Here is a 26,162-nt window from a genome sequence, read left to right on the forward strand (position 1 = left end):
TCATCGGATGGTCAGCTGCCCGCCGTCGACGTTCCAGCACTGCCCGGTGACCCAGCCCGCCTCGGCGCTGGCCAGGAACACCGCGGCGGCCGCGATGTCGGCGGGCTCGCCCACCCGCCGCAACGGCACCTGCGCGCGAACGTACTCGGCCCACGAAGCCGGGTCCACGTCGTCCAGCCTGCTCGTGCCGACGACGCCGGGGCACAGCGCGTTCACCCGGATCCCGTGCTGGCCCAGCTCTTTCGCCGTCGAGGAGGTCAGCGACTGCAACGCGGCTTTCGACGCCGAGTAGGCCGCCGAGCCGGCCCCGGACAGCTTCCCGCCGATCGAGGAGATGTTCACGAACACCCCGCCGTCGCCCTGTTCGACGAGCCGCCTGCCGAACGCCCTGGTCATCAGGAACGGCCCGCGCAGGTTGACCGCGACCACCCGGTCCCAGGTCTCGACGTCGAGGTCCAGCACCGGCAGGCGATCCGGTCCGCGCGCGGCCGCGGCGTTGTTGACGACGATGTCCACGCGGCCGAAAGCGTCGAGGACGGCGGCCAGCAAGCCGTCGACCTGCGCCGGGTCGGCGACGTCGCTCACCACCGGCAGGGCCTGGCCGCCGAGCTGCCGGATCTCCTCGGCCACGGACTCGATGTCCCGCCAGCCCGCGGCCTGCTCGTCCGGCGGGTACTTGTCGCGCGGACGGCCGCTGCCGGTCACCGCGACCGCGCAACCGGCCTTCGCCAGCTCGACCGCGATCGCCCGGCCGATCGAGCGCATCCGGCCCGCGCCGGTCACCACCGCGACTTTGCCCTCGAAACCGCTCAGCGGGTACATCTCAGAGCCGTTCCACGATCGCCGCGGTCGCCTGCGCGCCCCCGGCGCAGATCGCGACCAGGCCAAGCGTTTGGTCACGCCGCTCCAGTTCGTCGACGATCTCCGCGAGCAGCCGGATCCCGGTCGCGCCGACCGGATGGCCGATCGCGATCGCGCCGCCGTTGACGTTGAGCCGGTCCTCGTCGACGCCGAGCGTGCGGGCGAAGGACAGCGGGACCGACGCGAACGCCTCGTTGACCTCGAACAGATCGATGTCCGCAATGGACATTCCGGCCCGGCCGAGCACGCGTTCGGCGGCGCGGATCGGCCCGTCCAGCAGGTACTTCGGTTCGGCGCCGACGATGGTCTGCGCGACCAGCCTTGCCCGCGGCCGCAGCCCGAAGGTCTGGTCGGCGTCCACCAGCAGCGCGGCCGACGCGCCGTCGGAGATCTGGGACGCCGTGCCCGCCGTGTGCAGGCCGCCCTCCTCGATCGGGGCCAGCCCGGCGAGGGCCTCGGTGCTGGTGTCGCGCAGGCCCTGGTCGCGATCGAACGGCTGGCCGCCGTCGAGCGGGACCGGCAGGATCGACCGGCCGAACCGGCCCTCGTCCCAGGCGCGGCGAGCGCGTTGCTGCGAGCGGAGGCCGAACGCGTCCAGGTCCGCGCGGGTCAGCCCGCGCCGGGCCGCGATCCGGTCGGCGGCCTCGTACTGGGCGGGGAGGTCGACCTGCCACGACTCCGGCCGCGGCCGTCCCGCGTCGCCGAGGTTGCTCAGCAGCGGCACCCGGCTCATCGACTCGACCCCGCACGCCACGCCGACGTCCACCAGCCCGGCCGCGATCTGCGCGGCGATCAGGTGCACGGCCTGCTGCGCGGAGCCGCATTGCGCGTCGATGGTGGTGGTCGCGGTTTCCTCCGGGAGCCCGGCGTGCAGCCAGGCGAAGCGACCGGCGTTGCCCGACTGCTCCCCAGCCTGCGTGACGCAGCCGGCGACCACGTCCGTGATCAGCGCCGGGTCGACGCCGGTGCGCTCGACGATCCCGCGTTGCACGTAGCCGAGCAGTTCGACGGCGTGAATTCCGGACAGCGCTCCGCGCCGCTTCCCGAACGGGGTCCGGATCGCGTCCACCAGGACCGGGGTGCCCATCATGCGCCTCCTGAAGTCGTGCGGGCCCAGGCGTCGGTGAGGACCGCCCGGTCGCCGCAGGCCGCCCGCAGCGAGAAGCCGTCTTCCTGCTGCCACAACGAAATCCGCAGGGTTTCGCCTGGGATGACCGGGCCGGCGAAGCGTGCGCCCAGTTCCCGGAGCCGCGCTGGGTGGCCATCGAGGAAGTGGTCCACAATGGCCTTCGCGACCAGGCCGTAGGACGCGAGGCCGTGCAGGATCGGGGCGTCGAATCCTGCTGCGGCGGCGAACTCCGGGTCGGCGTGGAGCGGGTTGAGGTCCCCGTTCAACCGGTAGAGCAGGGCCTGGTCGGGGGTGGTGGCGACGTCGAGGACGTGCGTCGGGTCGCCCTCCGGCTTCGGATTGGCCGCGCTGCCCGGGTCTCCCCCGAAGCCGCCTTCGCCGCGGGCCCAGATGGACATTGTGGACGTCCAGAGTGGACCGTCGGCGTCCGCGACCTCGTGGGTAAGCACGATGACGGCGGCCTTGCCCTTGTCCTGGACGTCCGTGATCCGGGTGGCTCGTTCCGCCGTGCCGGACGTCGGGAGCCGGTCCCGGTGGAGCGTCACGACCTGTCCGGCGTGCAGCAGCCTCGCCAGCTCTACGTCCACTCCCGGCAGCGTTAGTCCTTCTGCTGGGCTGTCCCCGGCGGAAATGCCTTGCCCGGCAACGAGAGCGAAGGTGGGCAGGACTTCGAGGTCCCGCTCGTAGCCGTACTGGAGCGCGGTGCCGGAGCCGAGGGAAAGGTGGTACAGCAGCACGTCCCGAGTGGTCCAGGCGAGCTGTCGGGTGTGCGGCGGGGCGTTGAGCGCCTTGTCGACATCGATGGGCACTGTGGTCTCCTAGGCCGGTGCGCCGATCGGGGGCGCGGCCGGCAGCCGGTCCCCGAGTTCGGCGGCGAGTGCGTCGGCGGTGCCGAGGGTGAAGGCGAGCTGGCGACCCCAGAGGAAGTAGCGGTGGATCGGGTAGTCGACGTCCGCGCCGATGCCGCCGTGCAGATGCTGAGTGGCGTGTACGACCCGCAGGCCGCCGCGCGATGCCCACCACTTGGCGACCACTGCGGCGATCTCCGCTTCGTCCTCGCGGCCCTCGTCCATCAGCCAGGCGGCACGTTGCGTGCAGACGCGGATCGCCTCGGTGTCCAGGTACGCGTCGGCGGCTCGCAGAGCGACAGCTTGATTTGTCGACAGTGGACGTCCGAATTGGACTCGCTCCGAGGTGTACTTCGCGGTGGTCGACAACGCCTGGGAGCACACGCCGACGCTGACCGCCGCCAGCGCGACCCGGAGCCGCCGGAGTGTCCACTGCAGAGCGTCCTCGCCGGACACCAGGATGTCCTGCTCCGTGGTTACCACGCCGTTGAAGACGATTGACGCATGGCTTTCGCGGCTGGTGACCTCAACCGGCGTCACGCTGAGGTTGACGGTGGGGACGAGTACTAAGTGGACCTGCTCGCCTTCCTTTACCGGCACCAGAACCAGGTCAGCCTGAGTCCCGGCGGGCACTGGGACCACCTCACCGGCGAGTTCGAGTTCGTCGCCGCGTCGAGTCGCGGTCACCGAGACCGCATCGTCGAACGCGCCGACCAGCAGCGTCGAACCATCCAGCACACGCGGCAGGATCCGGTTCCGCTGGTCCTCGCTGCCGAACTGCTCGACCGGCAGCACGCCGCCCGCCAAGACGTTCCACAAGGGAACCGGCGCGACCTGGCGACCCAGTTCTTCCAGCAGCACCGCCATTCCGGTCATGCCCAGCCCGGCCCCACCGTCCCTTTCGGACAGGCAGATGCCAAGGAGATCCGCTTCGGCGAGCACTCGCCAGAGGTCGGCGTCGAAGCCGCCCTGCTTCTCGACAGCCACCACCCGGTCGACGGTCGCGCGGTCGGCGAAGATCTTGGCGGCCAGCTCGCGGACCGCTTTCAGGTCGTCGTTGAGGTCGAAATCCATGTCAGCTCCTGGCCTTTTCCGGACGGCGGCGAGCGGACAGCGTCATGCCGAGAGTCTTCGCGGCGACGATCTCGCGCAGCACCTCGTTGGTGCCGCCGCCGAAGGTGTTGTTCTGCGCGCGCCGGGCGAGCGTCTCGACGCGTCCGTTCACCGCCGCGCCGGGCGAATCGGGCCGCAGCAGGCCGCGCGCGCCGAGGACTTCCTGGAGCCGACTGTACGCGGTGACCACTGCTTCGGTGCCGAACACCTTGGCAGCAGCGGAATCCCCGCCGCCAAGCGTGCCCGCGGCGACGTCGGCGACCAGGCGCAGGTTGATCAGATCGGTGGCGCTGAGCAGCGCGTACACCTCGGCCAGGGTGTGCCGGACCCACGGCAGGTCATACACCGTGCCCGGGCCGAAAGGTTCCTCCTGCGCCCACTTCAGGACCGCGTCGTACATCTGGTTCGCGATGCCGCCGCGGGCGGCGAGGGCGACACGTTCGTGGTTGAGCTGGCTGGTGATCAGCCGCCAGCCGTTGTTCAACTCGCCAACCACATTGGACAGTGGAATTCGGACGTCCTCATAGTACGTCGCGGAGGTGCTGATTCCGCCCAGGGTATGGATTTCGGTGGCGGAGAACCCCGGGGTGTCAGTCGGCACGAGCACGACCGAGATACCGCGGTGCGGCGGTGCGTCCGGATCGGTCCGCACGGCCAGCCAGATCCAGTCGGCGAAGATCCCGGCGCTGGTGAAGATCTTGTTGCCGTTGATGACGAGCGAATCGTCGTCGATCCTGGCCCGGGTCTGCAGCGACGCCAGGTCGGTGCCCGCGCCGGGTTCGGTGTAGCCGATGGCGAACATCAGCTCGCCGCGCAGGATCGGCGGCAGGAAGAACTTCTTCTGCTCCTCGGTGCCGTGGTGCATCAACGCGGGGGCGACCGTGTTCAGGGTGACCAGCGACAGCGGGGCACCAGCGCGCAATACCTCGTCGTAGAACACGAAGAGCGCTTCCGGGTCCTCGCCGCGGCCGCCGTACTCCTCCGGCCAGCCGAGGCCGAGCCAGCCGTCCGCGCCCATCCGGCGCAGGATCCGGTCGAACACCGGGCCGCCCTCGGTCTGCTCGACCAGCGCGCGGCGGTCGTCCTCGTCGATGATGCGGGCGAAGTACGCGCGCAGCTCGGCGCGGAGCGTTCGCGAGCGCTCCGACAGCTCCGGATGCATGTCTCTCCTCGTGGTCGGGGGTCAGCGGGGCAGGCCGAGGACCCGCTGGGCGATGACGTTGAGCTGGATTTCCACGGTGCCGCCGCCGAACAGCACCGCGGGCAGGCCGAGATGGTCGAGGACGTGCCCGTCCTCCGCGCTCGCCGCATCGGGGCCGAGCAGGGCGATCAGCTCGCGCGAACCCTCCTGCTGGGCGAGCGCGCTGAACACCTTCTGCACGCTGACCTCGGCCCCGAGGTCCAGCCCGGCGAGCCGGGCGAGCGCGGCGCGGAGACCGAGGGTGGCGAGCGTGAGTTCCCGCGACACGCACCGGCCGAGCGCGGCCAGCGCCTCCGGGTCGCCGGCCAGCGCCGGATCGTCGCGGAGCAGCTGGCGGATCCGGTCCGACGAACCGTGCGCGAGCGTCGAGCCCATGTTGTGCCGCTCGTTGGCCAGCGTGGTCGTGGCGAGCCGCCAGCCGCTGTTCGGCTCGCCGACCAGATCGCGGTCCGGGACGAACACGTCGTCCAGGAAGACCTCGTTGAACTCCGCCCGCCCGGTGGCCTGCCTGATCGGCCGGACGGTGACGCCCTCGGCGGCCAGATCGACGAGGAAGTACGAGATTCCCCGGTGGCGCGGCGCGTCCGGATCGGTCCGGGCGAGGCAGACGCCCCAGTGCGCCTCGTGGGCCAGCGACGTCCAGACCTTCTGTCCGGAGATCCGCCAGCCACCGTCCACTTTGGTCGCGCGGGTGCTGAGCGAGGCGAGGTCCGAGCCCGCGCCCGGTTCGCTGAACAGCTGGCACCAGCGGATGTCGCCGCGCAAGGTCGGCATCACGAACCGCTCGCGCTGCTCCGGGGAGCCGTGCGTGAGCAGGGTCGGCAGGACCCATTCGCCGATCACCGTGGTGGGCTGGGGAATACCGCGCCTATCGAACTCCTCCGCGATGACCGCTTGTTCGAGCGGCCCGGCGTCTAGCCCGTACGGCTTTGGGTAGTGCGGGGCGGCCAGACCGGCGTCGGCGAGCAAGCGCTCGTCCGCCTGGTCGAGGACGGAAGCGACCTGACGGCGCAGTTCGGGACAGTCGTCCGGGCTGGCGAGGGTCAGGCCGCGGGGCACGGCGCGTTCGCCGAGGGTCCGGGCGGTGAAGCGGCCGAGGGAACCGGACAGCGCGACGGCACGCCGCCAGTAGCGGTGCGCGTCGTGTTCCCAGGTGAAGCCGATCGCGCCGAGGAGACGGACGCAGCTGACGCACGCGTCCACGGCGGCAGGCAGCGCGGCATGCCGGGCCTGCGCGGCAGCAAGCGCTTGCTGCGCCGGGGAATGCCGTTCGGCGCGCGCCGCGTCCCAGGCGGCGGCCGTGGCGATCTCGCGCTGCAGGAGAATCCCCGCCGCTCGGTGCTGGACGGCTTGGAAGGAACCGATCGGACGGCCGAACTGGACGCGAGTGCGGACGTGGTCGACGGCGCAGTCCAGGGCCCAGCCGCACAGCCCCGCCGCCTCGGCCGCCGCCGGTACCGCGAGGGCCAGCTCCGCTTTTTCGGCGCTGATCTCGAGGAGATTTTCCCGGGATACCAGGAAGTTCTCCAGTCTGAGCCGCGCTGCGGACCTGGTGAGGTCAACGGCCTCGACGGCGACCAGCTGGCCAGGCTCCGGGCGCAGCACGAACCAAACGTCTTGGGCGCGGACCACCGCGAGTTCCGCCTCCGCGAGGCCGAGCGCCGGAGCGCTGGTGCCGTCGATCCGCCAGCCGTCAGCGGTTTCGGTCGCGTTCAGACCGTCGAGCACAACCGCTCCCGTGGCACCGGCAGCGAACACGGTCAACGCTTCCGCGGGTTCGGCCGCGGCGAGAACGGCACTGGCGGTGACGGTCGGCAGGAACGGACCGGGCACGAGGTGACGGCCGAACTGCTCGGTCACCACGGCGAGTTCGAGCAGCCCAGCGCCCTGTCCACCGGCGGATTCCGGCAGGTGCAGCGAGTGCCAGCCCTGCGTGGTCAGGGCTTTCCAGAACTCCTCTGGTTCGGCGCTCGGCGCGTAGCGGGCGGCCCATCCGGCGGCGGATTCGGCCAGGTCACGGTGTTCCTCGGACAGGGCGATGGGCATCGGTCAGATCCGTTCGACGAGCACGCAGCTGGTGGCGGCCGCGGCGCAGATCGCGATCATCGCGAGACTGGCGTCGCGGCGTTCGAGTTCCTCGACGGCCGTCGCGAGGAGACGGATCCCCGTCGCACCTGCCGGATGACCGAGCGCGATCGCGCCGCCAAGGACGTTGAGCTTGTCCTCCGGAATGTCGTGCGCCCGCGCGAACGACAGCGGGACCGCGGCGAACGCCTCGTTGACCTCGAAAAGATCGATGTCACTGACGGTTAGGCCGGTGCGGTCGAGGAGTTTCTGTGCCGCAGCGACCGGCCCGTCGAGGAGGTACTCCAGGTCGCCGCCGATGACGCACTGCCCGAGCAGCCGCGCCCGCGGACGCAGCCCCAGCTCCTCGGCGCGGCTGCGGGACAGGAACAGCGCCGCACTCGCACCGTCGGAGACCTGCGACGAGGTGCCCGCCGTGTGCAAGCCGTCGGGAACGGTGGGGCGGAGACCGGCGAGCGCTTCCGTCGAGGTCTCGCGGAGGCCTTGGTCGCGGGTCACCGATTCGCCGTCCGGCAGCTCCAGCGGGAGCACCTGACGGTCGAAAAGCCCTGCGTCCCAAGCCTTTCGCGCGTTATGCTGGGAACGGAGGCCGAACGCGTCGAGGTCCGCCCGGCTCAGCCCGCGCTTGCGAGCGATGCGGTCCGCGGCGGTGTACTGGTCGGGAGTGTCCAGGGACCAATCGGCCGGCCTCGGCGTGCCTGCGCCGGTCCCCTGTTTCGGAGTGAGCGGCACGCGAGACATCAACTCGACGCCGCACGCGACGCCCGCGTCGGCCGTTCCGTTCGCGATCTGGCCGGTGAGCAGGAACGACGCCTGCATCGAGGTGCTGCACTGGGCGTCGATCGTGGTGGCTCCGGTCGCGGCCGGAAGCCCGCCGTAGAGCCAGGCGGTGCGGACGACGTGGCCGTACTGCTCGCCCAGCGGCGTGACACACCCGCCGATCACCTGGTCGACCGCGTGCGGGTCAAACCCGGTGCGATCGAGGACGCCGCGCTGGACCCGGCTGAGCAGCTCGACGGCGTGCAGCGCGGAAACCCAGCCGTCGCGCTTGCCGAACGGCGTGCGGACCGCGTCGACGAGGACTGGCGTGGTGTCTTTCAAGCCCGGATCTCCTTCTCGCCGGGTCGTACCGGCCCTTTGCGGGTAATCGAGCAAGCGTTTGGTTGGAGGTTAGCTCCGGGCTGGTGGGCGGGACAAGCGTGCGTACTGGTGAGCGGGAGTGGCCCTCCGGCGGAGTGCTGGGCGGCGGTGGTTCGGCTGCCTCGCGCGGGCTGGTCGCCCGGCACGTTGCCCTCGCGCGGTTGCCTGCCCAGCCCCGCCCCCGCATGGCCCGGCCATCCGATGCACTGCCCCGCGCGGCTGGCCACCCCGGCACCTCGCCTCGCACGGCCTGGCCACCCGGCACCTCGCCCTCGCGCGGCTGTCGGCCCAGCCCCGCCCCGCATGGCCCGGCCATCCGATGCACTGCCCCGCGCGGCCAGCCACCCCGGCACCTCGCACGGCCCGGCCCGCAGCACAGTGCCTCGCACGACTCACCCAGCCACCCTGCGGCACTCCTCCCCGCCCCGGGCCGCCGATGCCACTCACCGGGAGCGACCGCCCGGCGCGGAGCCCGCCAGCGGCACCATGACCGCACCCCCGTCCCGGCATTGGAGGCCCCGTGTCCCACCCCAGCACCGCCCTGTCCGGCCGCACCGCGATCGTCACCGGCGCCGGAGCCGGGCTCGGCCGGGCCGAAGCGCTCGCGCTCGCCGCGGCGGGGGCGAACGTCGTCGTCAACGACGTCAGCGAGGCCGGGGACAAGGTGGCCGCCGAGATCGAAGCCCAAGGCGGCCGGGCACTGGCCGTACCGGGCGACATCGGCGACTGGCAGTACGCCGAAGACCTCGTCACCGCGGCGACCGAGCACTTCGGATCGCTCGACGTCGTCGTCAACAACGCCGGCATCACCCGCGACGCCATGCTCTTCAACCTCGACGAGAAGGCCTGGGACGACGTCATCCGAGTCCATCTGAAGGGCCACGCGGCCCTGTCCCGCGCGGCGGCGCGCCATTGGCGGCAGATCAGCAAAAGCACTGGTCAACCTACCTACGGACGCCTGGTCAACACGTCGTCGGAGGCCTTCCTCCTCGGCGGCGCGGGCCAGCCGAACTACGCCGCGGCCAAAGCCGGGATCGCCGCGCTGACGCTGTCCTGCGCACGGGGTCTGAGCCGCTACGGCGTCCGCGCGAACGCGATCTGCCCCCGCGCCCGGACCGCGATGACGGACGGCATCTTCACCACCGGACGCGCCGCGGGCGGCCTGGACATCCTCGCCCCGGAGCGAGTCGCGGCCTTCGTCGCGTACCTGGCGTCACCGGCGGCGGAGGCGGTGAACGGGCAGGTGTTCGTGGTGTACGGAGACATGGTCGCGCTGCTCGCCCCGCCGACGGTCGAGCACCGGTTCGTGTCCGGCCAAGGCGCGTTCGACCCGGCCGAGCTGGAACGCACGATCACGCCGTACTTCGCCGGCCGAGACCCGCGGAAAACGTTTGCGGCCACCGACATCGTGGCCCTCGACGACACCGAAACGTCGTGACCCCGCCTCACCGCACCGCCGCGGCCATCTCCTCCAGCATCGGCCGGACGTCCCGGCGGCGGTAGCCCAGCAGCTCCGTCTCGCGGGCGTCCGGTTCATACGAGATCGTCGCGCCCCGGCCGGGGACGAGCACGCGGTCGGGCAGGAACGGGTGCTCCTCGTCGCGTTCCGCCAGGGTCCGGCCGGAGCCGGAGACGTCGAAAACCAGCTGGAAGTAGTCCCGGAAGCTGAGGTTTTCGTCGCCCACCAGGTAAGCCGCACCGGATTCCCCGCGCAGCAGCGCGCCTTCGACCGCCTCGGCCAGGCTTCGCACGGACAGGTAGTTCGTGCCACCGGCCGGCGCGAAGTCCGGCACCTTCCCGACCAGCTCGCCGTCAGCCCAGGCCAGCATTTTCGCGAACTGCCGCGTCGACCGGCCGGGGGCCATCCCGACGATCGACGGCGGGTTCAGCGTGCACACCGCGAACCCGTCCCCGGCGAGGGCCCGCGCGCCTTCGTCGGCAAGGCGGCGGGCGTTCACGTACGGGTTCGTTTCCGCGAGATCCGGCCGGACCTGGTGGTAGTAACTGCCGATCTGCACGAAACGGCCGACACCAGCGCGTTTCGCCCGCGCCGCGATCGCGGTCACGCCGTCGATCTGATACGTGCGCCAGAATTCCTCGTCGCCCCAGCCGGAGACGTGCCGGATGTCTTGCCCCGCCGCGAAAACGATCGCCTCGAACGGGGCCAGCGCGGCCTCGTCGAAGCCGTCGTGGGCGTAGTCGCCGAGCAGCACCGGCAGCCCGGCCACCGGCGAATCGGCGTCGGGTTCGTGCCGTCCGGCGACCGTCACGGCGTGCCCGGAGCGGCTCAGGTGCACGGCGGTGTTCGCGCCGATCATGCCGGTGCCGCCGATGACCAAGACCTTCATGCGCATTCCTCTATCCGAAGTGGACTCGTCCGCCGTCGACCACCGGGCCGCGTTCCGACGTGATCCGCAGGCCGCCGTCGGACCAGCCTTCGACCCGCAATTCCTCGCCGGGAAACACCGGCGCGGCGAACCGACCCTCCAGCGACGTCAGGTCCGCCGGGTGCGCGCCGAGTTGACGCGCGGCGACCAGCGCGCCCGCGCCGAGGGTGGCCAGACCGTGCAGAATCGGCCGGGGCTGGCCGATTCCGGCCGCTGCCGCCGGGTCGACGTGAATGTGGTGCCGGTCCCCCAGCAACCGGTAGAGCAGGGCCTGATTGTCCGCAGTGGACAACGGAGCAGTCCACTCCGGACTGTCCAATGCGGGCGGACGGCCGGGACCCCGTTCGCCGCCGAAGCCGCCGATACCGGGGCAGAACAACGACCACGTAGCGACAAAGTAGTCCGATTCGACGGCCACGTCATATACCGCCGCACTGCCTTTGTCCCACACTTCCGGCACCCGCGCCCGCATCGAAATCTCACCCGCGGGCGGCAGCGGCTTCAGGACTTCCAGTCGTTGCGAACCGTGCACCGCGTTGCCGACCTCGAACGCCCCGGCCGAGCCGAGGACGTCCGGAGCCCATTGGGCGAGCGTCAGCGCGAACGGCGGCAGCACCCGAAGCCGGTCCTCGAACACCAGGTCAAGTTCGTCCGGCCGGGCACCGATGGCGAGGGCGTAGAGGATCGGATCCCGGTCGGTGTAGGCGACAGTGCGCTCGCCGAGCACGCGGCCTTTCCAGTCCTCCGGGCTGCTCACTGTGCCCCGTAAACCGGTTCGGGCGTGGGCGCTTCGCTCAACAGCGCGCGCACCGCCGGGCCGACCTCGCCGGCGGTCCAGCGCCGGTCCAGCTCGCGGGACGGGCCGTGGCTCCAGCCGTTTTCCACGCAGATCCGGCCGCCCTCGACCTCGATCACGCGGCCGGTGACGTCCGCGGCGTCCTCGCTGGCGAGCCACGCGACGATCGGCGACACGTTGCCCGGGTGCATCACGTCGAACCCGTCCTCCGGCGCGGCCATCTTGTCCGCGAACGGCCCCTCGGTCATCCGGGTGCGCGCAGCCGGGGCAAGCGCGTTCACCGTGACTCCGTAGCGGCCCAGTTCCGACGCTCCGACCAGCGTCAACGCCGCGATCCCGGCCTTGGCCGCGCTGTAGCTGCCCTGGCCGACGCTGCCCTGCAGACCCGCGCCGGACGTGGTGTTGATGATCCGCGCCGCCCGCGTGCGCCCGGCTTTCGACTCCGCGCGCCAGTAGCCTCCGGCGTGGTGCATCAACGCGAAATGCCCCTTGAGGTGCACCGCGACGACCGCGTCCCACTCCTGTTCGCTGGTGGTCACGATCATCCGGTCGCGCACGAAGCCGGCGTTGTTCACGACGATGTCCAGCCCGCCGAACTCCTCGACCGCCTGCCGCACCAACGCTTCCGTCGCCGCGAAGTCCGCGACGTCCGCGCCGTTGGCCACCGCTTTGCCGCCCAGCGCATGGATCGCTTCGACCACTTCGCCCGCCGGACCGTCCGACGCCCCTTCGCCCGCGCCCGTCGTGCCGAGGTCGTTGACCACGACCCGCGCCCCCTGGCGGGCGAGTTCCAGCGCGTGCTCGCGGCCGAGTCCGCGGCCGGCGCCGGTCACGATCGCGACCCGGCCCTCCAAGATCCCGCTCACATCTTCTCCGTTCGTCAACCAGTCCGGCGAGGCGGTTCCCCGTAAACCAAGCAAGTGTTAGGCTACCAAGCAATCGCTAGGTTAGGAACGCACGTGACGATTTCCACGCAGCTCCACGACAACGGCACCTTCGTGGTCACCATGGACTACCCGCCGGTGAACGCTTTGCCGGTCGCCGGATGGTTCCGCCTCGCCGAAACCGTGCGCGACGCGGGCGAGGACCCGGCGGTGCACGTCGTCCTGCTCCGCGCCGAGGGCCGGGGCTTCAACGCCGGGGTCGACATCAAGGAAATGCAGCGCACCACCGGTTTCGACGCCCTGGTCGGCGCGAACCGCGGCTGTTACCTGGCATTCAAGGCGATCTACGAATGCGCCGTGCCGGTGATCGCCGCGGTGAACGGCTTCTGCCTCGGCGGCGGCGTCGGCCTGGTCGGCAACTGCGACACGATCATCGCCGCCGACGACGCGTACTTCGGTGTGCCCGAGGTAGACCGCGGCGCACTGGGCGCGGCCACCCACCTCGCGCGCCTGGTCCCCCAGCACCTGATGCGCACCCTCTACTTCACCAGCCGCACCATCGCGGCGAACGACCTGGTCCAGCACGGTTCGGTCCTGGAAACCGTCCCCGCAGCCGACCTGCACGACGCCGCGCTCGCGCTGGCCGCCGAGGTAGCCGCGAAGGACCCGCGCGTCATCCGGGCCGCGAAAGCCGCACTGAACGGCATCGACCCGATCGACGTCAACCGCAGCTACCGTTACGAACAGGGCTACACCTTCGAACTCAACCTCATCGGAGCCGCCGACGAACACCGCGACGCCTTCGTCGCCACCGGCCGCCCGCTGAACGACTGACCCCCTCCGGAGACCCCCGTGCCCCTCCGCACCCCGCTCACCGAACTGACCGGCGTCACCCACCCGATCGTGCAAACCGGCATGGGCTGGGTAGCCGGCCCGCGCCTGGTCTCCGCGACCGCCAACGCCGGCGCCCTGGGCATCCTGGCCTCGGCGACGATGACGTACGACGAGCTGGACCACGCCATCAAGGAAGTCAAGCAGCGCACGGACAACCCCTTCGGCGTCAACCTCCGCGCAGACGCAGGCGACGCCCAAGAACGCGCCGACTTGCTCATCCAGCACGGCGTCAAAGTAGCCTCCTTCGCCTTGGCCCCGAAAAAGGACCTCATCGCCCGCCTGAAAGACCACGGCCTGGTAGTAATGCCCACCGTCGGCGCCGCCCGACACGCCGAAAAAGTCGCCTCCTGGGGCGCGGACCTGGTGATGATGCAAGGCGGCGAAGGCGGCGGCCACACCGGCCCGACCGCGACCACCCTGCTGCTCCCGTCGGTACTGGACGCAGTAGACATCCCAGTAGTAGCCGCCGGAGGCTTCTTCGACGGCCGAGGCCTAGCAGCCGCATTGTCTTACGGTGCAGCCGGAATCGGCATGGGCACGCGCTTCCTGTTAACGAGCGACAGCGCAGTACCAGACGAAATCAAACGCACGTACCTAGGCTTCGGCCTAGACGGCACAGTAGTCACCACCAAGGCAGACGGCATGCCCCACCGCCTGCTGCGCACACCTTTCATCGAGGGCCTAACCAAAGAAGGCGTAATCCAACGACTGGCCCGAACCCTACGCCGCACCAAGGACTACAAACGCCTAAGCGGCCAGTCTTGGCCTTCCCTGATCAACGACGGCCTACGCATGAAACGCGGCAGCGACCGCTCCTGGACCCAAACAATGCTGGCAGCCAACACCCCCATGCTACTCAAAGCAGGCCTGGTAGAAGGCGACACCCGAGCAGGCATGCTGGCAGCAGGCCAGGTAGTAGGCGTAATCGAAGACCTACCAAGCTGCGCAGAACTAGTAACCAGAATCGTAAACAGCGCAGAAGACCGCCTCAAAGCCACCGGAACCTTACTCACCTAACCCAGCGAGACACCCAGCCCTCCCCCAACCCCGATACGAAGCCAAAACACGGCGCGGGGGTGCTTGTCAAGGCATCTTTCCCGCCTTGACAAGCACCCCCGCGCCGTAGTCACACTGAAAATTCGGGGTGCCCCACGCAACAACCCAGGCGCAATGTCGCCGCCAGGCGACGAGCCACCCCTACACCCGCTCCAGAACAGTCACATTAGCCTGCCCCCCACCCTCACACATCACCTGCAACCCAAACCGCCCCCCACTCCGCTCCAGCTCATGCAGCAAGGTAGTCATCAACCGAACCCCAGTAGCCCCAATAGGATGCCCCAACGCAATCCCCCCGCCATTCACATTGACCTTCTCCCAAGGCACCCCGATCTCCCGCATCCAAGCCAACACCACCGGCGCAAACGCCTCATTGCACTCAAACACATCAATATCCCCCACCGACATCCCAGCCTTCTCCAACGCCCGCTGAGTAGCCGGAATAGGCGCAGTCAACATCCACACCGGATCCGCCCCATACACACTGATGTGATGCACCCGAGCCCGAGGCGTCAACCCATACTCCGAAATCGCCCGCTCCGAAGCCATCAACAAAGCCCCAGCCCCGTCACTGATCTGCGAAGCCACCGCAGCAGTGAGCGGACTCCCCTCCTCCAACGGCTTCAACCCAGCCATCTTCTCCAAAGAAGTATCCCGCCGAGGCCCCTCATCCACCGAGAACGAACCCACCGGCGAAATCTCCCGAACGAACCGCCCAGCATCAATAGCCGCCAACGCCCGCCGATGACTCTCGAACGCGAACTCCTCCAGAGAAGACCGAGAAAGCGCCCACTTCTCCGCAATCATCCGAGCAGACCGAAACTGGGAAACCTCCTGATCCCCATACCGAGCCTGCCACCCAGGCGACTCCGCGAACGGCGTACTGAACCCGAACTGCTGCCCCACCACCATCGCCGAAGAAATCGGAATAGCCGACATATTCTGCACACCCCCGGCCACAATGAGATCCGCCGTCCCCGACATGACCCCCTGCGCCGCGAAGTGCACCGCCTGCTGACTAGACCCGCACTGCCGATCGATAGTCACCCCAGGCACATGGTCCGGCAACCCAGCCACCAGCCAAGCCGTCCGCGCGACATCCCCAGCCTGCGACCCGATCGTGTCGCAACAACCGAACACGACATCATCGACAGCCCCGGGATCAATCCCAGTCCGCTGAATTAGCGCATTGATCGCATGCGCCCCCAGATCCGCCGAATGCATCCCGGCGAGCGACCCGCCACGACGCCCAACCGGAGTGCGAACCGCGTCGACCACATATGCCTCAGGCACGAAATCCTCCAGCCGGATCAGGGATGCTGACTGCTCACCGAGACGACTTCACCGGTGAGATAAGACGAATAAGCACTAGCGAGAAACACCATCACGTTCGCGACTTCCCAAGGCTCCGCAGCCCGCCCGAACGCCTCGCGCCCCTTCAGTTCGGTCAGCAGCTCAGCAGTCGTGACCTTCTCCAGGAACGGGTGCATCGCCAGACTGGGCGACACCGCATTGACCCGAATCCCCGAAGCAGCCAGATCCATCGCCGCGGACCGCGTCAAGGCCATCACCCCAGCCTTGGCGGCAGCGTAATGCGCCTGCCCTTCCTGCGCCCGCCACCCGATCACCGAGGCATTGTTGACGATCACCCCGCGAGCACCGCGCGCGATCATCCGCCGAGAAGCCGCCCGAATACACCGGAACGTCCCGGTAAGGGTCACATCCAGCACCAAGGACCACTGCTCGTCAGTCATCTCAGTGATCGAAGCCGTGCCCCCGAGACCGGCGTTGTTCACCATGACCTCGACCCCGCCGAACGGCTCAGCAGCGTCCAGCAGCGCCGCGACCTGCTCCTCCTTGGTCACGTCGCACACCACCGACACGACCCGCTCCGCACCGAACTCCGCGCCCAGCTTGGCAGCCGCCTCGCCGAGCCGCCGCTCGTGGGTGTCCCCGATGACGACCGCCCGCGCGCCTTCCTCCAGGCACCGCCGGGCGACCGCCGCCCCGATCCCCGCGCCCGCCGCCGCGGTCACGACGACCACGCGCTCGGCGAGCAACCCGTGCCCCGGCACGTAATCCGGCGCGGGCTGTTCCGGTTTAACGCTCACAGTCGCGGCTCCTTAGGCAAGCCAAGCACCCGCTCGGCAATGATGTTCCGCTGAATCTCGTCCGACCCGCCGTAAATCGTGTCGGCCCGGCTAAACAGGAAAAGCGTCTGCTGCGCGTCGAGATCATAAGACCCGGCAGCGGTCAGCGCAGACCCTCCGCGCACGTCCATCGCCAGCTCCCCCAGCTCCCGATGCCACCGCGCCCACAACAGCTTCGACACCGAAGCCTCCGGCCCTTGCGACCCGGCCTCGTAAGCGCTCAACGTCCGCAACGCATGCGCCCGCAACACCTCAAGCCCCACCGCAGCCTGAGCGAGCCGATCGCGCAGCACCGGATCGTCATAACGCCCGTTCGCCTTGGCGGTAGCGACAATTCCGGAAAGCTCCCGGGCAAACCCGACCTGCTGCCCGATCGTTGAAACCCCGCGCTCGAACCCGAGCGTCGCCATCGCGACCCGCCAGCCGTCGCCGGGGGCTCCGACCACCAGCGACTCAGCAGTCCGCGCCCCGTCGAAGAAGACCTCGTTGAACTCGCTGGTCCCGGTCAACTGCCGGATCGGCCGCACCTCCACCCCGGCCTGATCCATCGGCACCAGCAAATACGACAGCCCGGCATGCCGCCGGGACCCGGCCTCGGTCCGCACCACCGCGAAACACCACTGCGCGTGCTGAGCGAGCGACGTCCAGATCTTCTGCCCGTCGATCACCCACTCGCCGCCCTCCAGCCGGGCGCGCGTCCGCACCCCGGCCAGGTCAGACCCCGCGCCGGGCTCGGAATACCCCTGGCACCACAGTTCGGTGACCCCGACGATCCCCGGGAGGAACCGCCGCCGCTGCTCGTCCGTGCCGTGCGCGATCAACGTGGGCCCGAGCAGTTCCTCGCCGAGGTGGTTGACCCGCGCCGGCGCGTTGGACCGGGCGTACTCCTCGTGGAAGATCACCTGCCGCAACAGGCTCAGCCCGCGGCCGCCGTGCTCGACCGGCCAGCCGAGGCATGTCCACCCGTGCGCGGCCAGGTGCTGGTTCCACGCCTGCCGCTCCTGCGGCGCCTCGTGCTCGCGTCCGGAGCCGCCGAGGCCCTTCAGCGCGGCGAACTCGCCCGCGAGGTGGTCGCCGAGCCACTCGCGCACGTCCGCGCGGAACTGCTCGTCCTCGGGGGTGTAGCGAAGATCCACCCGTCCTCCTGGTTCGCCGGTGCCCGGTCCCGCCACGCTACCAAACCAAGCACTTGTTTGGTAGCATCGCCGCCGAACCGAGAAGGAGTGATGCGCGTTGAGCGGAACCGAAGAAAGCACCGACGAGCAGGTCGTGACGTACGAGGTGCGCGGTCCGGTCGCGGTCGTCACGCTGAACCGGCCGCAGTACCGCAACGCCCAGAACTCGAAGATGACCTACGCGCTGGACGCCGCCTTCACCAGGGCGGTGGACGATCCGGACGTCAAGGCGATCGTGCTGGCGGGCAACGGCAAGCACTTCTGCGCCGGGCACGACATCGGCACCCCCGGCCGCGACATCGACCAGAGCTTCGAGCGCAAAGCGGTCATCTGGTGGGACCACACCGACCGGGCGGGCGTCGATTCGCGGTTCGCCCGCGAATCGGAGGTCTACCTCGGCATGTGCCGCCGGTGGCGGGAGATCCCGAAGCCGGTGATCGCGATGGTGCAGGGCGCGTGCATCGCGGGCGGCCTGATGCTTGCTTGGTCGTGCGACTTCATCGTGGCCTCCGACGACGCGTTCTTCTCCGACCCGGTGGTGCGGATGGGCATCCCCGGCGTCGAGTACTTCGCGCATCCGTGGGTGATGAATCCGCGCGCGGCGAAGGAGTTCCTCTACACCGGGGACCGGTTCGGCGCGGAGCGCGCGCAGGCGCTCGGCATGGTCAACCACGTCGTCCCGCGCGCGGAACTCGAGGAGGCGACGTTCGCCATCGCCGAGCGGATCGCGCAGATGCCGCAGCTGGGCCTCGCGCTCACGAAGAAGGCCGTCAACCAGGCCGAAGACCTGATGGGCATGCGGTCCGGAATGGACTCGGTGTTCGGCCTGCACCACGCCGCGCACGCGCACAACGCCGAACTGGACACCGATTCGCTCGCCGGGCTCGACGCGCGCTCGATGGCGAAGGCCAACAAGAAAGCCGCGGGAGAGTCATGAGCCCGGAATTCACCGCCGCGGAAGAGGAGTTCCGCGCGGAGGCCCGGGCCTGGCTGAAGGAGAACAGCCCGGGCCCGCTGCCGTCGATGGACACCGAGGACGGGGCCCGCGCGCACCGCGAGTGGGAGGCGAAGCTCGCCGAGGGCCGGTGGTCGGTGGTCACCTGGCCCGCCGAATACGGCGGCCGCGACGCGACGCTGACCGAGTGGGTGCTGTTCGAGGAGGAGTACTACCTCAGCGGCGCGCCGACCCGGATCGCGCAGAACGGCATCTCGCTGCTCGCCCCGATCATCTTCGAGCACGGCACCGACGACCAGCGCCAGCGTCACCTGCCGCTGACCGCGAACGGCACCCGGATCTGGGCGCAGGCCTGGTCCGAGCCCGAGGCGGGCAGCGACCTCGCCGGGATCCGCAGCACCGCCGTGCGCGACGACGAACGCGGCGGCTGGGTGCTCAACGGTCAGAAGATCTGGAGTTCCCGAGCCCCGTTCGCGGACTGGGGCTTCGGCCTGTTCCGCTCCGATCCCGAGGCCGAACGGCACCGCGGCCTCACCTACTTCCTGTTCCCGCTCGACTCCACCGGCGTCACGGTCCGGCCGATCGCCCAGCTCGACGGCGACTGCGGGTTCGCCGAGATCTTCTTCGACGACGTCTTCGTACCTGATCAGGACGTGCTCGGCGGGGTCGGCGACGGCTGGCGGGTCGCGATGAGCACGGCGGGCAACGAGCGCGGTCTGTCGCTGCGTTCGCCGGGCCGCTTCCTCGCGGCGGCGAACCGGCTGCTGGACCTCTGGGCCGAACGCGGCACCGAAGCCCCGCACCTGCGCGACCGGGTGGCCGACGCGTGGATCAAGGCCGAGGCCTACCGGCTCTACACCTGGGACACCGTCGACCACGTCCAGCACGGCGGCGACGTCGGCGCGGCGGGCAGCGTCAACAAGCTGTTCTGGACCGGGCTCGACCTCGGCATTCAGGAAACCGCGCTGGACCTGCTCGGCCCGGAGCAGGAGCTGCGCGGACGCTGGAGCGAGGACTACCTGTTCGCCCTCGGCGGCCCGATCTACGCCGGTACCAACGAAATCCAGCGCAACATCGTCGCGGAACGGCTGCTCGGCCTTCCCCGGGGCGAACGCAGGAAGGCACAAGCATGAAGTTCCGGCTGTCCGCCGAACAGCGCGCGTTCGCCGAAGCGCTGGACGCCCTGCTGGGCTCGGCCGACGTCCCCGGCGTCAACCGGTCCTGGGCGGCCAAGCGGCCGGAATCCGGGCTGCTGCTGTGGAAGCAGCTGGCCGAGCTGGGCGTCACCGCGCTGAGCGTGCCGGAGGAACACGGCGGCGTCGGCGGGACCCCGGTCGATCTGATCGTGGCCTTCGAGCGCCTCGGGTACCACGGCGTGCCGGGTCCGGTGATCGAGTCCATCGCCGCCGCTCCCGCGCTGGTCACCGACGGTTCGTTGCTGTCCTCCCTGGCTGCCGGGGACGCGGTGGTGACCTTCGCGAGCGCGCCGGACACTCCGTACGCGCTGGACGCGGATGTCGCGACGGACGTCTTCGTGGTCGGCGATTCCTTGTCCCGCGCGGAAATCGGCCGGTCGCTGGAGTCGGTCGACCCGTCTCGGCACCTCTTCGAGGTGACCGCCGGTGCCGAGGTGCGGCCGCTGGCCCCGGAAACACGGCAGAAAGCGCTCGACCTCGCCAGCCTCGCCTGCGCGGCGGAGTTGCTGGGCTGCGGCGAGCGGATGCTGGCCGACACCGTCGCCTACCTCGGTCAACGACGGCAGTTCGGCCGCGTGATCGGCGAGTACCAGGCGCTCAAGCACGCCGCCGCCGACGTCCGCGTGGCGCTCGACTTCGCCCGTCCGCTGCTCCTGGGCGCGGCCCGCGAACCGAACGCCCGCGCGATCTCGGCCGCGAAGGTGGCGACCTCGGACGCGGCCCAGCTCGCCGCGCGCACCGGACTGCAGCTGCACGGCGCGATCGGCTACACGCTCGAATGCGACCTGAGCCTGTGGCTGCTGCGCGTCCGGGCGCTCGTGGGCTGCTGGGGCACGCCGGCCGTGCACCGCGCGCGGGTGCTGGAGAGCCTGATGAGGGGTCGCTGATGCACTTCGCGCTCACCGACGAGCAGCGAGAACTCGCCGCTGCCGTCCGCGGCCTGGTCACGCGACGGGCCGCGAAGACCGATCTGCGGGCGGCGATCGAGTCGCCGGCCGGATACGACACCGAGCTGTGGTCCGCGTTGTGCGAGCAGATCGGGGTCGCGGCGCTGGCCATTCCCGAGGAGTACGGCGGGGCCGGGTTCAGCCTGTTCGAAACGCATGTCGTGCTGGAGGAGCTGGGCGCGAGCCTGACACCGTCGCCGCTGCTGGGGTCCGGAGTGCTTGCCGCGCAAGCATTGCTGGCCGCGGACGCGCCGGAGCTGCTTCCCGGGATTGCCGCAGGCGAAGTGGTCGCGCTGGCCTGGGCGGACAGTGAAGGACGCTATCGGACCGATGGTTCGGATGTAGTCGCATCGGGCGGAAAGTTGAACGGCACCGCGACCCTGGTGCTGGACGGTGCGCAGGCGTCGCACCTGCTGGTGGTCGCGATGGCCGACGGACGCCCCGCGCTGTTCCAAGCCTCTCCGATCGCCGAGGCGACCCCAGCGGTCGACCAAACGCTCAGGTTCGCCAAGGTCAGATTCCGCGACACCCCGGCAACCCTGCTGGCCGCCGACTTCACCGAAGCCCTCCCCCGGCTGCACGCCATCGCCGCGATCGCTTGCACCGCGTTGCAAGTCGGCGGTGCACAGTCCTGTTTGGACCGTACGGTCGCGCATCTCAAGGAGCGCGAGCAGTTCGGCCGTCCGCTCGGTTCGTTCCAGGCGCTGAAACACCGGGTCGCGGACATGCTGGTGCAGGTCGAAACCGCCCGCTCGATCTCGTGGGCGGCGGGGTTCGCGGCCAGCAACGGCGACAATCTCGTCCAGCAGGCCGCCTACGCGAAATCGTGGTGCAGCGAGGCTTTCACCACTGTCGCTGCCGAAACCATCCAGCTGCACGGCGGAATCGCGATCACCTGGGAACACGACGCCCAGCTGTACTTCAAACGCGCGCACGCGCTGGCGCACCTCTTCGGCGACGCCCGCGAACACCGGGCGCGGCTATGATCCACCACGTCGGAATCACCGTGCACGACCTCGCCGTGTCGACGGAGTTCTACCGCGATCTGCTGGGCGGCAACGTCGAAGGTCCCTTTGAGCGCAGCGGCCCGCGGATCGACGAAGTCACCGGATATCCCGGCGTGATCGTGCGCCAGAGCTTCGTGTCGGCGGACGACGGCGACACGGTGGTCGAACTGCTGCAGTACGAAAACGGGTCGCCGACGCGGCTCGACCCGGACCACGGCCAAGCGGGTGCTGCGCACGTCGCGATCACTGTCACCGACCTGGACGCGACGCTGGAGCGGCTGCGCGGCCGTGGGGTTGTCGCGATCTCGGAGCCGATCGTCACCAGCCATCCGATGGCGGGCTGCCGCGCGGTCTACGTGCTCGATCCGGACCGGGTCCGCGTCGAACTGGTGCAACTGCCTGGCTGAGCAAGACGAATATGGAGGAACGAATGGGCGGCAAGTCCATGACCCTGGACGGCGTCACCGAGTACGTCCAATCCGGGATGACTGTCGGGATCGGCGGCTGGGGGTCGCGGCGCAAGCCGATGGCGATGGTGCGCGAGCTGCTGCGCAGCGACGTCGAAGACCTCACGCTGGTCACCTTCGGCGGGCCCGAGGTCGGGCTGCTGTGCGCGGCGGGCAAGGTGCGCCGGGTGATCTACGGGTTCGTCACGCTCGACACGATCCCGCTCGACCCGCATTTCCGTGCCGCACGTGAGGGCGGCCGGGTCGAGACGACCGAGTACGACGAGGGCATGTTCGTCGCGTCGCTCCGGGCGGGCGCGAACCGGCTGTCCTTCCTGCCGACGCGGTCCGGGCTGGAAAGCGACGTGCTGCTGATGAACCCCGAGCTGAAGACCGTCGCGTCGCCGTATGACGACGACGTCTACATCGCGGTGCCCGCGGTGCGCCCGGACGTCTCGCTGCTGCACCTCAACCGCAGCGACACCCTCGGCAACGGCCAGTTCCTCGGCCCGGACCCGTACTTCGACGACCTGTTCGCGATGGCGTCCGACAAAACGCTGCTGAGCGTCGAGAAGATCGTGGACACCGAGGACCTCACCGCCACCGAGCGGTCGACGTCGCTGCTCATCAGCCGGATGTTCGTGAACGGCGTGATCGAGGCCCCGAACGGCGCGCACTTCACGTCGTGCGACCCGGATTACGGCCGCGACGAGGCGTTCCAGCGGCATTACGCACAGTCCGCGCAGGACGAGGAATCGTGGCAGCGCTTCCGCGAAACCTTCCTGACCGGCGACGAGGCCAGCTACCACGAAGCAGTGCGCGCCTTCCACCGCGCGACCGAGAAGGAGTCCGCATGAGTGCCCCCGCTACCCGCGCCGAGGTCTGCGTCGCCGCGTGCTCCGACGCGTGGCGCGGCTCCGGCGAAGTGCTGGCCCACGCGGTCGGCACGGTCCCGGCGATCAGCGCGCGGCTGGCCCGGCTCACCCACTCCCCTGAGCTGGTGCTGTCCGACGGCGAATGCCACTTCATGGCCGACCCGCCGCCGCTCGGCAAAACCGCCGCGGCCGGCGGCACCGTCGAGGCGTGGGCCCCGTTCGGCCGGATCTTCGACATCCTCAACACCGGGCGGCGGCATTCGATGATGGGCGCGAGCCAGATCGACCGGTTCGGCAACCAGAACATCTCGCTGATCGGCGACTGGCGGAAGCCGAAACGCCAGCTGATCGGCATGCGCGGCGCGCCGGGCAACACGGTCAACCACCGCACCGACTACTGGGTGAGCCGGCATTCGAGCCGGGTCTTCGTGGACCGGGTGGACATCGTGTCCGGCGTCGGCAACGACCGCGCCCGCGCGCACCCCTCGACGGCGCTGCGGTTCCACGACCTCGGCGTGGTGGTGACCGACCTGGCGGTGCTCGACTACGACGCCGACGGACGGCTCAAGGTGCGTTCGCTGCACCCGGGTGTGACCGAGGACGAGGTGCGCTCGAATACCGGCTTCGAGCTGGACTTCAGCGGCGCCGGGGTGACCCGGGAGCCGGACGAGCACGAGCTGGACCTGATCCGCACCGTGCTCGATCCGAAGGGCGCCCGGGACCGGGAGGTCAAGGTGTCCCGGTCCTGAACCGCTCAGCCGGCGAGCAAACCGCCGTACAGCATCGAGAGGTACTGCTCCGCCACGACGTCGTGGCGGAGCTTGCCGCGCGGGTTGTACCAGCGGACCGACGACCAGACGGTGTCCCGGATGAACCGGTACACCAGGCTCGTCTCGAGGTCGGCGCGGAACTCGCCGGTCTCGCGGCCCGCCTGCAGCACGCCGAGCCACAGTTTTTCGATCTTCAGCGATGCTTTCCCGACGAATTCGAAATCGGCGAGACTGCCGACGACGGCCGATTCGTTCTGGTAGAGCGCCACCGCGAACGGCCGCTCGTGAATGGTCTCGAAGGCGGTGTACACCAGCGCGTCGAACTGCTCGCGCGGCGTGCCGTCCTTCCCGGCGATCTCGGTGAACGCGGCCAGCAGGTCGTCCATGAACTCCTTGAGGATCTCGCGGAGCATGTCTTCTTTGGACGCGAAATGGTGGTACAGGCTCCCGGAAAGAATGCCCGCCTCGTCGGCGATGTCGCGGACGGTGGTCTGGGAGTAGCCCCGGGTCGCGAAGAGCTGCGCGGCGATGCCCAGCAGCTCCCCGCGCCGGGTGCCGCCGTTTTTGGCCGGGGCCCGGCCGGTTCGCGGAGTCATCGCATGGATCCCTTCCTGCCCGCTGCTTTCCCCTATGCTACCGAACAAGCACTTGTTCAGTGAGGAGACCCGCGTGTCGACGCCTCGCACGATGCCCGCCCTGCTCGACGAAGCCGCCCGCCGCCACGGCGACGCTCCGGCTGTGGTCGACGGTACGACACGGCTGACCTGGACCGGACTGCGGGAGCGGGTACGCACCGTTTCCCGCGCGCTGGCCGCGGCCGGCGTCCAGTCCGGCGACCGGGTCGCGGTGTGGTCGCCCAACCGGGTGGAATTCATCCTGACCTTCCTGGGCGCGCAGTGCCTCGGCGCGGCGCTGGTGCCGATCAACACCCGGTACCGCGGCGAGGAGGCCCGGGTGGTGCTGGAACGGTCCGGCGCTTCGGTGCTGGTGCTGTGCAACGGATTCCTCGGCAACGACTACCTCGGGATGCTGACCGAGGCCGCCTCCCGCTCGGGCTCCGGCGGCTCCGGCGCGGTGCCGGGGCTTCCGCGGCTGCACACCGTGATCGACCTCGGATCCGACGCCGTTGCGTTGCCGTGGAACGAATTCCTCGCCGGAGCGGACGCGGTCCCTTCGGTTGACGAATCCGTGGTGACGCCGTCCACGGTGGCCGACATCCTGTACACCTCGGGCACCACCGGTGTGCCCAAGGGCGTGATGAGCACGCACGCCCAGACGATCGGCGTCGCGGACGTCTGGGCGAAAGGCGCCTCGCTCAGCCCGGCCGACAAGTACGCGATCGTCAACCCGTTCTTTCACTCGTTCGGCTACAAAGCCGGGGTGGTCGCGGCGATCACCGCGGGCACGACGATCTACCCGGTGCTGACCTTCGACCCGGTCGCGCTGATGGAGCTGGTCCAGGAGGCCGGGATCTCGGTCCTGCCCGGCGCGCCGACCATTTTCACCACGCTGATCAACCACCCCCGGCGCGGCGAGTTCGACCTGTCGTCGCTGCGCTTCGCGATCGCCGGCGCGGCGTCGGTGCCGGAAAACCTGTTCTCGGACATGCTGGAAATTCTCGGCTTCGAGCAGGTCGCGCAGGCGTACGGGCTGACCGAATGCGTGGTAGCCACCCAGTCGCGGCCGAACGAGGACCCTCGGCACGTCGCGCACACCACCGGTCCGGCGGTGCCCGGGCTGGAGATCCGGACGGTCGACAGCGAGGGCAAGGACGTGCCGGTCGGCGCCGACGGCGAAATCCTCATCCGCGGCGAGTTCGTGATGCTCGGCTACTTCGACGACCCGGAAGCGACCGCGGCGGCGATCGACGCCGACGGCTGGCTGCACACCGGCGACGTCGGGCAGCTGGACGAGCACGGGTGCGTCAAGATCACCGGGCGGCTCAAGGACATGTTCATCGTGGGCGGATTCAACGTGTACCCGGCCGAGGTGGAGAACGTGCTGAGCACGCATCCCGATGTCGTGGAGGCCGCGGTGATCGGCGTGGACGACGAGCGGATGGGCTCGGTGGGCCGCGCGTACGTGACGCTGTGGGCGGGGGTCGAGCTGGATTCGGCCGCGCTGCGCGAGTACTGCCGGGAGCGGCTGGCGAACTTCAAGGTGCCGCGCGAGTTCGTGGCTATCGCCGAACTGCCGCGGAATGCCAGCGGGAAGATCGTGAAGCGGGAGCTGGGCTGAGCCTCGTGA

General features: G+C 69.8%; 25 protein-coding genes. 11 read left to right on the forward strand and 14 right to left on the reverse strand.

The genetic code is table 11. From position 1 onward, the window contains the following. The 7 genes from RPX00_RS42965 to RPX00_RS42995 are packed head-to-tail and all read right to left on the reverse strand — an operon-like array spanning nucleotide 1 to nucleotide 8,338. Complete coding sequence (locus RPX00_RS42965; protein WP_406634458.1) at nucleotides 1–822, reverse strand: SDR family NAD(P)-dependent oxidoreductase; 822 nt, start codon at nucleotides 820–822, stop codon at nucleotides 1–3. Between the two features lies 1 nt (nucleotide 823). After that, nucleotides 824–1,948, reverse strand: a complete 1,125-nt coding sequence (locus tag RPX00_RS42970) for a steroid 3-ketoacyl-CoA thiolase (protein ID WP_406634460.1) — start codon at nucleotides 1,946–1,948, stop codon at nucleotides 824–826. Beyond that, nucleotides 1,948–2,799, reverse strand: a complete 852-nt coding sequence (locus RPX00_RS42975; RefSeq protein ID WP_406634462.1) for a MaoC/PaaZ C-terminal domain-containing protein — start codon at nucleotides 2,797–2,799, stop codon at nucleotides 1,948–1,950. The genes RPX00_RS42970 and RPX00_RS42975 overlap by 1 nt, the downstream gene beginning before the upstream one ends. Before the next feature lie 9 nt (nucleotides 2,800–2,808). Continuing rightward, entirely contained in the window at nucleotides 2,809–3,912 is a 1,104-nt protein-coding gene (locus RPX00_RS42980) for an acyl-CoA dehydrogenase family protein (protein WP_406634464.1), read from the reverse strand. A gap of 1 nt (nucleotide 3,913) precedes the next feature. Next, a complete protein-coding gene (locus tag RPX00_RS42985) occupies nucleotides 3,914–5,113 on the reverse strand; it encodes an acyl-CoA dehydrogenase family protein (RefSeq protein ID WP_406634466.1) in 1,200 nt (399 codons plus the stop codon). Nucleotides 5,114–5,134: 21 nt separating this feature from the next. Continuing rightward, nucleotides 5,135–7,198 carry an acyl-CoA dehydrogenase family protein gene (locus RPX00_RS42990; protein ID WP_406634467.1) on the reverse strand — a complete coding sequence of 688 codons (2,064 nt, stop codon included), beginning with the start codon at nucleotides 7,196–7,198 and terminating at the stop codon, nucleotides 5,135–5,137. 3 nt (nucleotides 7,199–7,201) lie between these two features. Beyond that, nucleotides 7,202–8,338: a steroid 3-ketoacyl-CoA thiolase gene (locus RPX00_RS42995; protein WP_406634469.1), complete on the reverse strand. Its 1,137-nt coding sequence runs from the start codon at nucleotides 8,336–8,338 to the stop codon at nucleotides 7,202–7,204. A 559-nt stretch (nucleotides 8,339–8,897) separates the two neighbouring features. Between RPX00_RS42995 and RPX00_RS43000 the strand changes: the two genes are divergently transcribed. Beyond that, nucleotides 8,898–9,815, forward strand: coding sequence for a 3-oxoacyl-ACP reductase (locus RPX00_RS43000; protein WP_406634471.1), 918 nt, complete (start codon nucleotides 8,898–8,900; stop codon nucleotides 9,813–9,815). A gap of 7 nt (nucleotides 9,816–9,822) precedes the next feature. On the opposite strand, the gene RPX00_RS43005 is transcribed toward RPX00_RS43000, so the two are convergent. Genes RPX00_RS43005 through RPX00_RS43015 form a run of 3 tightly spaced genes read right to left on the reverse strand, consistent with a single transcriptional unit; the run spans nucleotide 9,823 to nucleotide 12,426 of the window. After that, entirely contained in the window at nucleotides 9,823–10,725 is a 903-nt protein-coding gene (locus tag RPX00_RS43005) for an NAD-dependent epimerase/dehydratase family protein (protein ID WP_406634474.1), read from the reverse strand. A 10-nt stretch (nucleotides 10,726–10,735) separates the two neighbouring features. After that, a complete protein-coding gene (locus tag RPX00_RS43010; protein WP_406634476.1) occupies nucleotides 10,736–11,521 on the reverse strand; it encodes a MaoC/PaaZ C-terminal domain-containing protein in 786 nt (261 codons plus the stop codon). After that, complete coding sequence (locus tag RPX00_RS43015) at nucleotides 11,518–12,426, reverse strand: SDR family oxidoreductase (protein WP_406634478.1); 909 nt, start codon at nucleotides 12,424–12,426, stop codon at nucleotides 11,518–11,520. The genes RPX00_RS43010 and RPX00_RS43015 overlap by 4 nt, the downstream gene beginning before the upstream one ends. Before the next feature lie 93 nt (nucleotides 12,427–12,519). Here RPX00_RS43015 and RPX00_RS43020 point away from each other — a divergent pair, with 93 nt between their 5' ends. Together RPX00_RS43020 and RPX00_RS43025 are read left to right on the forward strand one after the other, a co-directional pair. Further along, nucleotides 12,520–13,278 carry an enoyl-CoA hydratase family protein gene (locus RPX00_RS43020; RefSeq protein ID WP_406634480.1) on the forward strand — a complete coding sequence of 253 codons (759 nt, stop codon included), beginning with the start codon at nucleotides 12,520–12,522 and terminating at the stop codon, nucleotides 13,276–13,278. Between the two features lie 18 nt (nucleotides 13,279–13,296). Further along, nucleotides 13,297–14,355 carry an NAD(P)H-dependent flavin oxidoreductase gene (locus tag RPX00_RS43025; RefSeq protein ID WP_406634482.1) on the forward strand — a complete coding sequence of 353 codons (1,059 nt, stop codon included), beginning with the start codon at nucleotides 13,297–13,299 and terminating at the stop codon, nucleotides 14,353–14,355. Between the two features lie 180 nt (nucleotides 14,356–14,535). On the opposite strand, the gene RPX00_RS43030 is transcribed toward RPX00_RS43025, so the two are convergent. From RPX00_RS43030 to RPX00_RS43040, 3 genes are read right to left on the reverse strand one after another with little or no spacing between them, the layout of a single operon-like run. Further along, on the reverse strand, nucleotides 14,536–15,687 hold the full coding sequence (locus RPX00_RS43030; RefSeq protein WP_406634484.1) for an acetyl-CoA C-acetyltransferase: 1,152 nt from the start codon (nucleotides 15,685–15,687) through the stop codon (nucleotides 14,536–14,538). Between the two features lie 17 nt (nucleotides 15,688–15,704). Beyond that, on the reverse strand, nucleotides 15,705–16,505 hold the full coding sequence (locus RPX00_RS43035) for an SDR family oxidoreductase (RefSeq protein WP_406634486.1): 801 nt from the start codon (nucleotides 16,503–16,505) through the stop codon (nucleotides 15,705–15,707). Beyond that, complete coding sequence (locus RPX00_RS43040; protein ID WP_406634488.1) at nucleotides 16,502–17,680, reverse strand: acyl-CoA dehydrogenase family protein; 1,179 nt, start codon at nucleotides 17,678–17,680, stop codon at nucleotides 16,502–16,504. The genes RPX00_RS43035 and RPX00_RS43040 overlap by 4 nt, the downstream gene beginning before the upstream one ends. A 97-nt stretch (nucleotides 17,681–17,777) precedes the next feature. Here RPX00_RS43040 and RPX00_RS43045 point away from each other — a divergent pair, with 97 nt between their 5' ends. From RPX00_RS43045 to RPX00_RS43075, 7 genes are read left to right on the forward strand one after another with little or no spacing between them, the layout of a single operon-like run. After that, the gene (locus RPX00_RS43045; protein ID WP_406634490.1) at nucleotides 17,778–18,656 is read left to right on the forward strand and encodes an enoyl-CoA hydratase; all 879 of its coding nucleotides are present in this window, start codon (nucleotides 17,778–17,780) and stop codon (nucleotides 18,654–18,656) included. After that, nucleotides 18,653–19,807: an acyl-CoA dehydrogenase family protein gene (locus RPX00_RS43050; RefSeq protein ID WP_406634492.1), complete on the forward strand. Its 1,155-nt coding sequence runs from the start codon at nucleotides 18,653–18,655 to the stop codon at nucleotides 19,805–19,807. The genes RPX00_RS43045 and RPX00_RS43050 overlap by 4 nt, the downstream gene beginning before the upstream one ends. Further along, nucleotides 19,804–20,757 (forward strand): acyl-CoA dehydrogenase family protein, encoded by a 954-nt coding sequence (locus RPX00_RS43055; RefSeq protein WP_406634494.1) that lies wholly within the window; start codon nucleotides 19,804–19,806, stop codon nucleotides 20,755–20,757. Before RPX00_RS43050 ends, RPX00_RS43055 begins: the two co-directional genes overlap by 4 nt. After that, complete coding sequence (locus RPX00_RS43060; protein ID WP_406634496.1) at nucleotides 20,757–21,803, forward strand: acyl-CoA dehydrogenase family protein; 1,047 nt, start codon at nucleotides 20,757–20,759, stop codon at nucleotides 21,801–21,803. Before RPX00_RS43055 ends, RPX00_RS43060 begins: the two co-directional genes overlap by 1 nt. After that, nucleotides 21,800–22,231 (forward strand): VOC family protein, encoded by a 432-nt coding sequence (locus RPX00_RS43065; protein WP_406634498.1) that lies wholly within the window; start codon nucleotides 21,800–21,802, stop codon nucleotides 22,229–22,231. The genes RPX00_RS43060 and RPX00_RS43065 overlap by 4 nt, the downstream gene beginning before the upstream one ends. A 23-nt stretch (nucleotides 22,232–22,254) precedes the next feature. Further along, nucleotides 22,255–23,127, forward strand: coding sequence for a CoA transferase subunit A (locus RPX00_RS43070; protein WP_406634501.1), 873 nt, complete (start codon nucleotides 22,255–22,257; stop codon nucleotides 23,125–23,127). Beyond that, nucleotides 23,124–23,894: a CoA-transferase subunit beta gene (locus RPX00_RS43075; protein WP_406634503.1), complete on the forward strand. Its 771-nt coding sequence runs from the start codon at nucleotides 23,124–23,126 to the stop codon at nucleotides 23,892–23,894. The genes RPX00_RS43070 and RPX00_RS43075 overlap by 4 nt, the downstream gene beginning before the upstream one ends. Before the next feature lie 5 nt (nucleotides 23,895–23,899). Here the strand turns inward: RPX00_RS43075 and RPX00_RS43080 are convergent, their stop codons facing one another. After that, nucleotides 23,900–24,511, reverse strand: coding sequence for a TetR/AcrR family transcriptional regulator (locus RPX00_RS43080; RefSeq protein ID WP_406634506.1), 612 nt, complete (start codon nucleotides 24,509–24,511; stop codon nucleotides 23,900–23,902). 73 nt (nucleotides 24,512–24,584) lie between these two features. On the opposite strand from RPX00_RS43080, the gene RPX00_RS43085 reads away from it, so the two are divergent. Beyond that, nucleotides 24,585–26,153, forward strand: a complete 1,569-nt coding sequence (locus tag RPX00_RS43085) for an AMP-binding protein (RefSeq protein ID WP_406634508.1) — start codon at nucleotides 24,585–24,587, stop codon at nucleotides 26,151–26,153. Nucleotides 26,154–26,162 lie beyond the last annotated feature (9 nt).

Origin of the sequence: Amycolatopsis sp. WGS_07, from assembly GCF_045278895.1 — a bacterium.
Lineage (GTDB): Bacteria > Actinomycetota > Actinomycetes > Mycobacteriales > Pseudonocardiaceae > Amycolatopsis.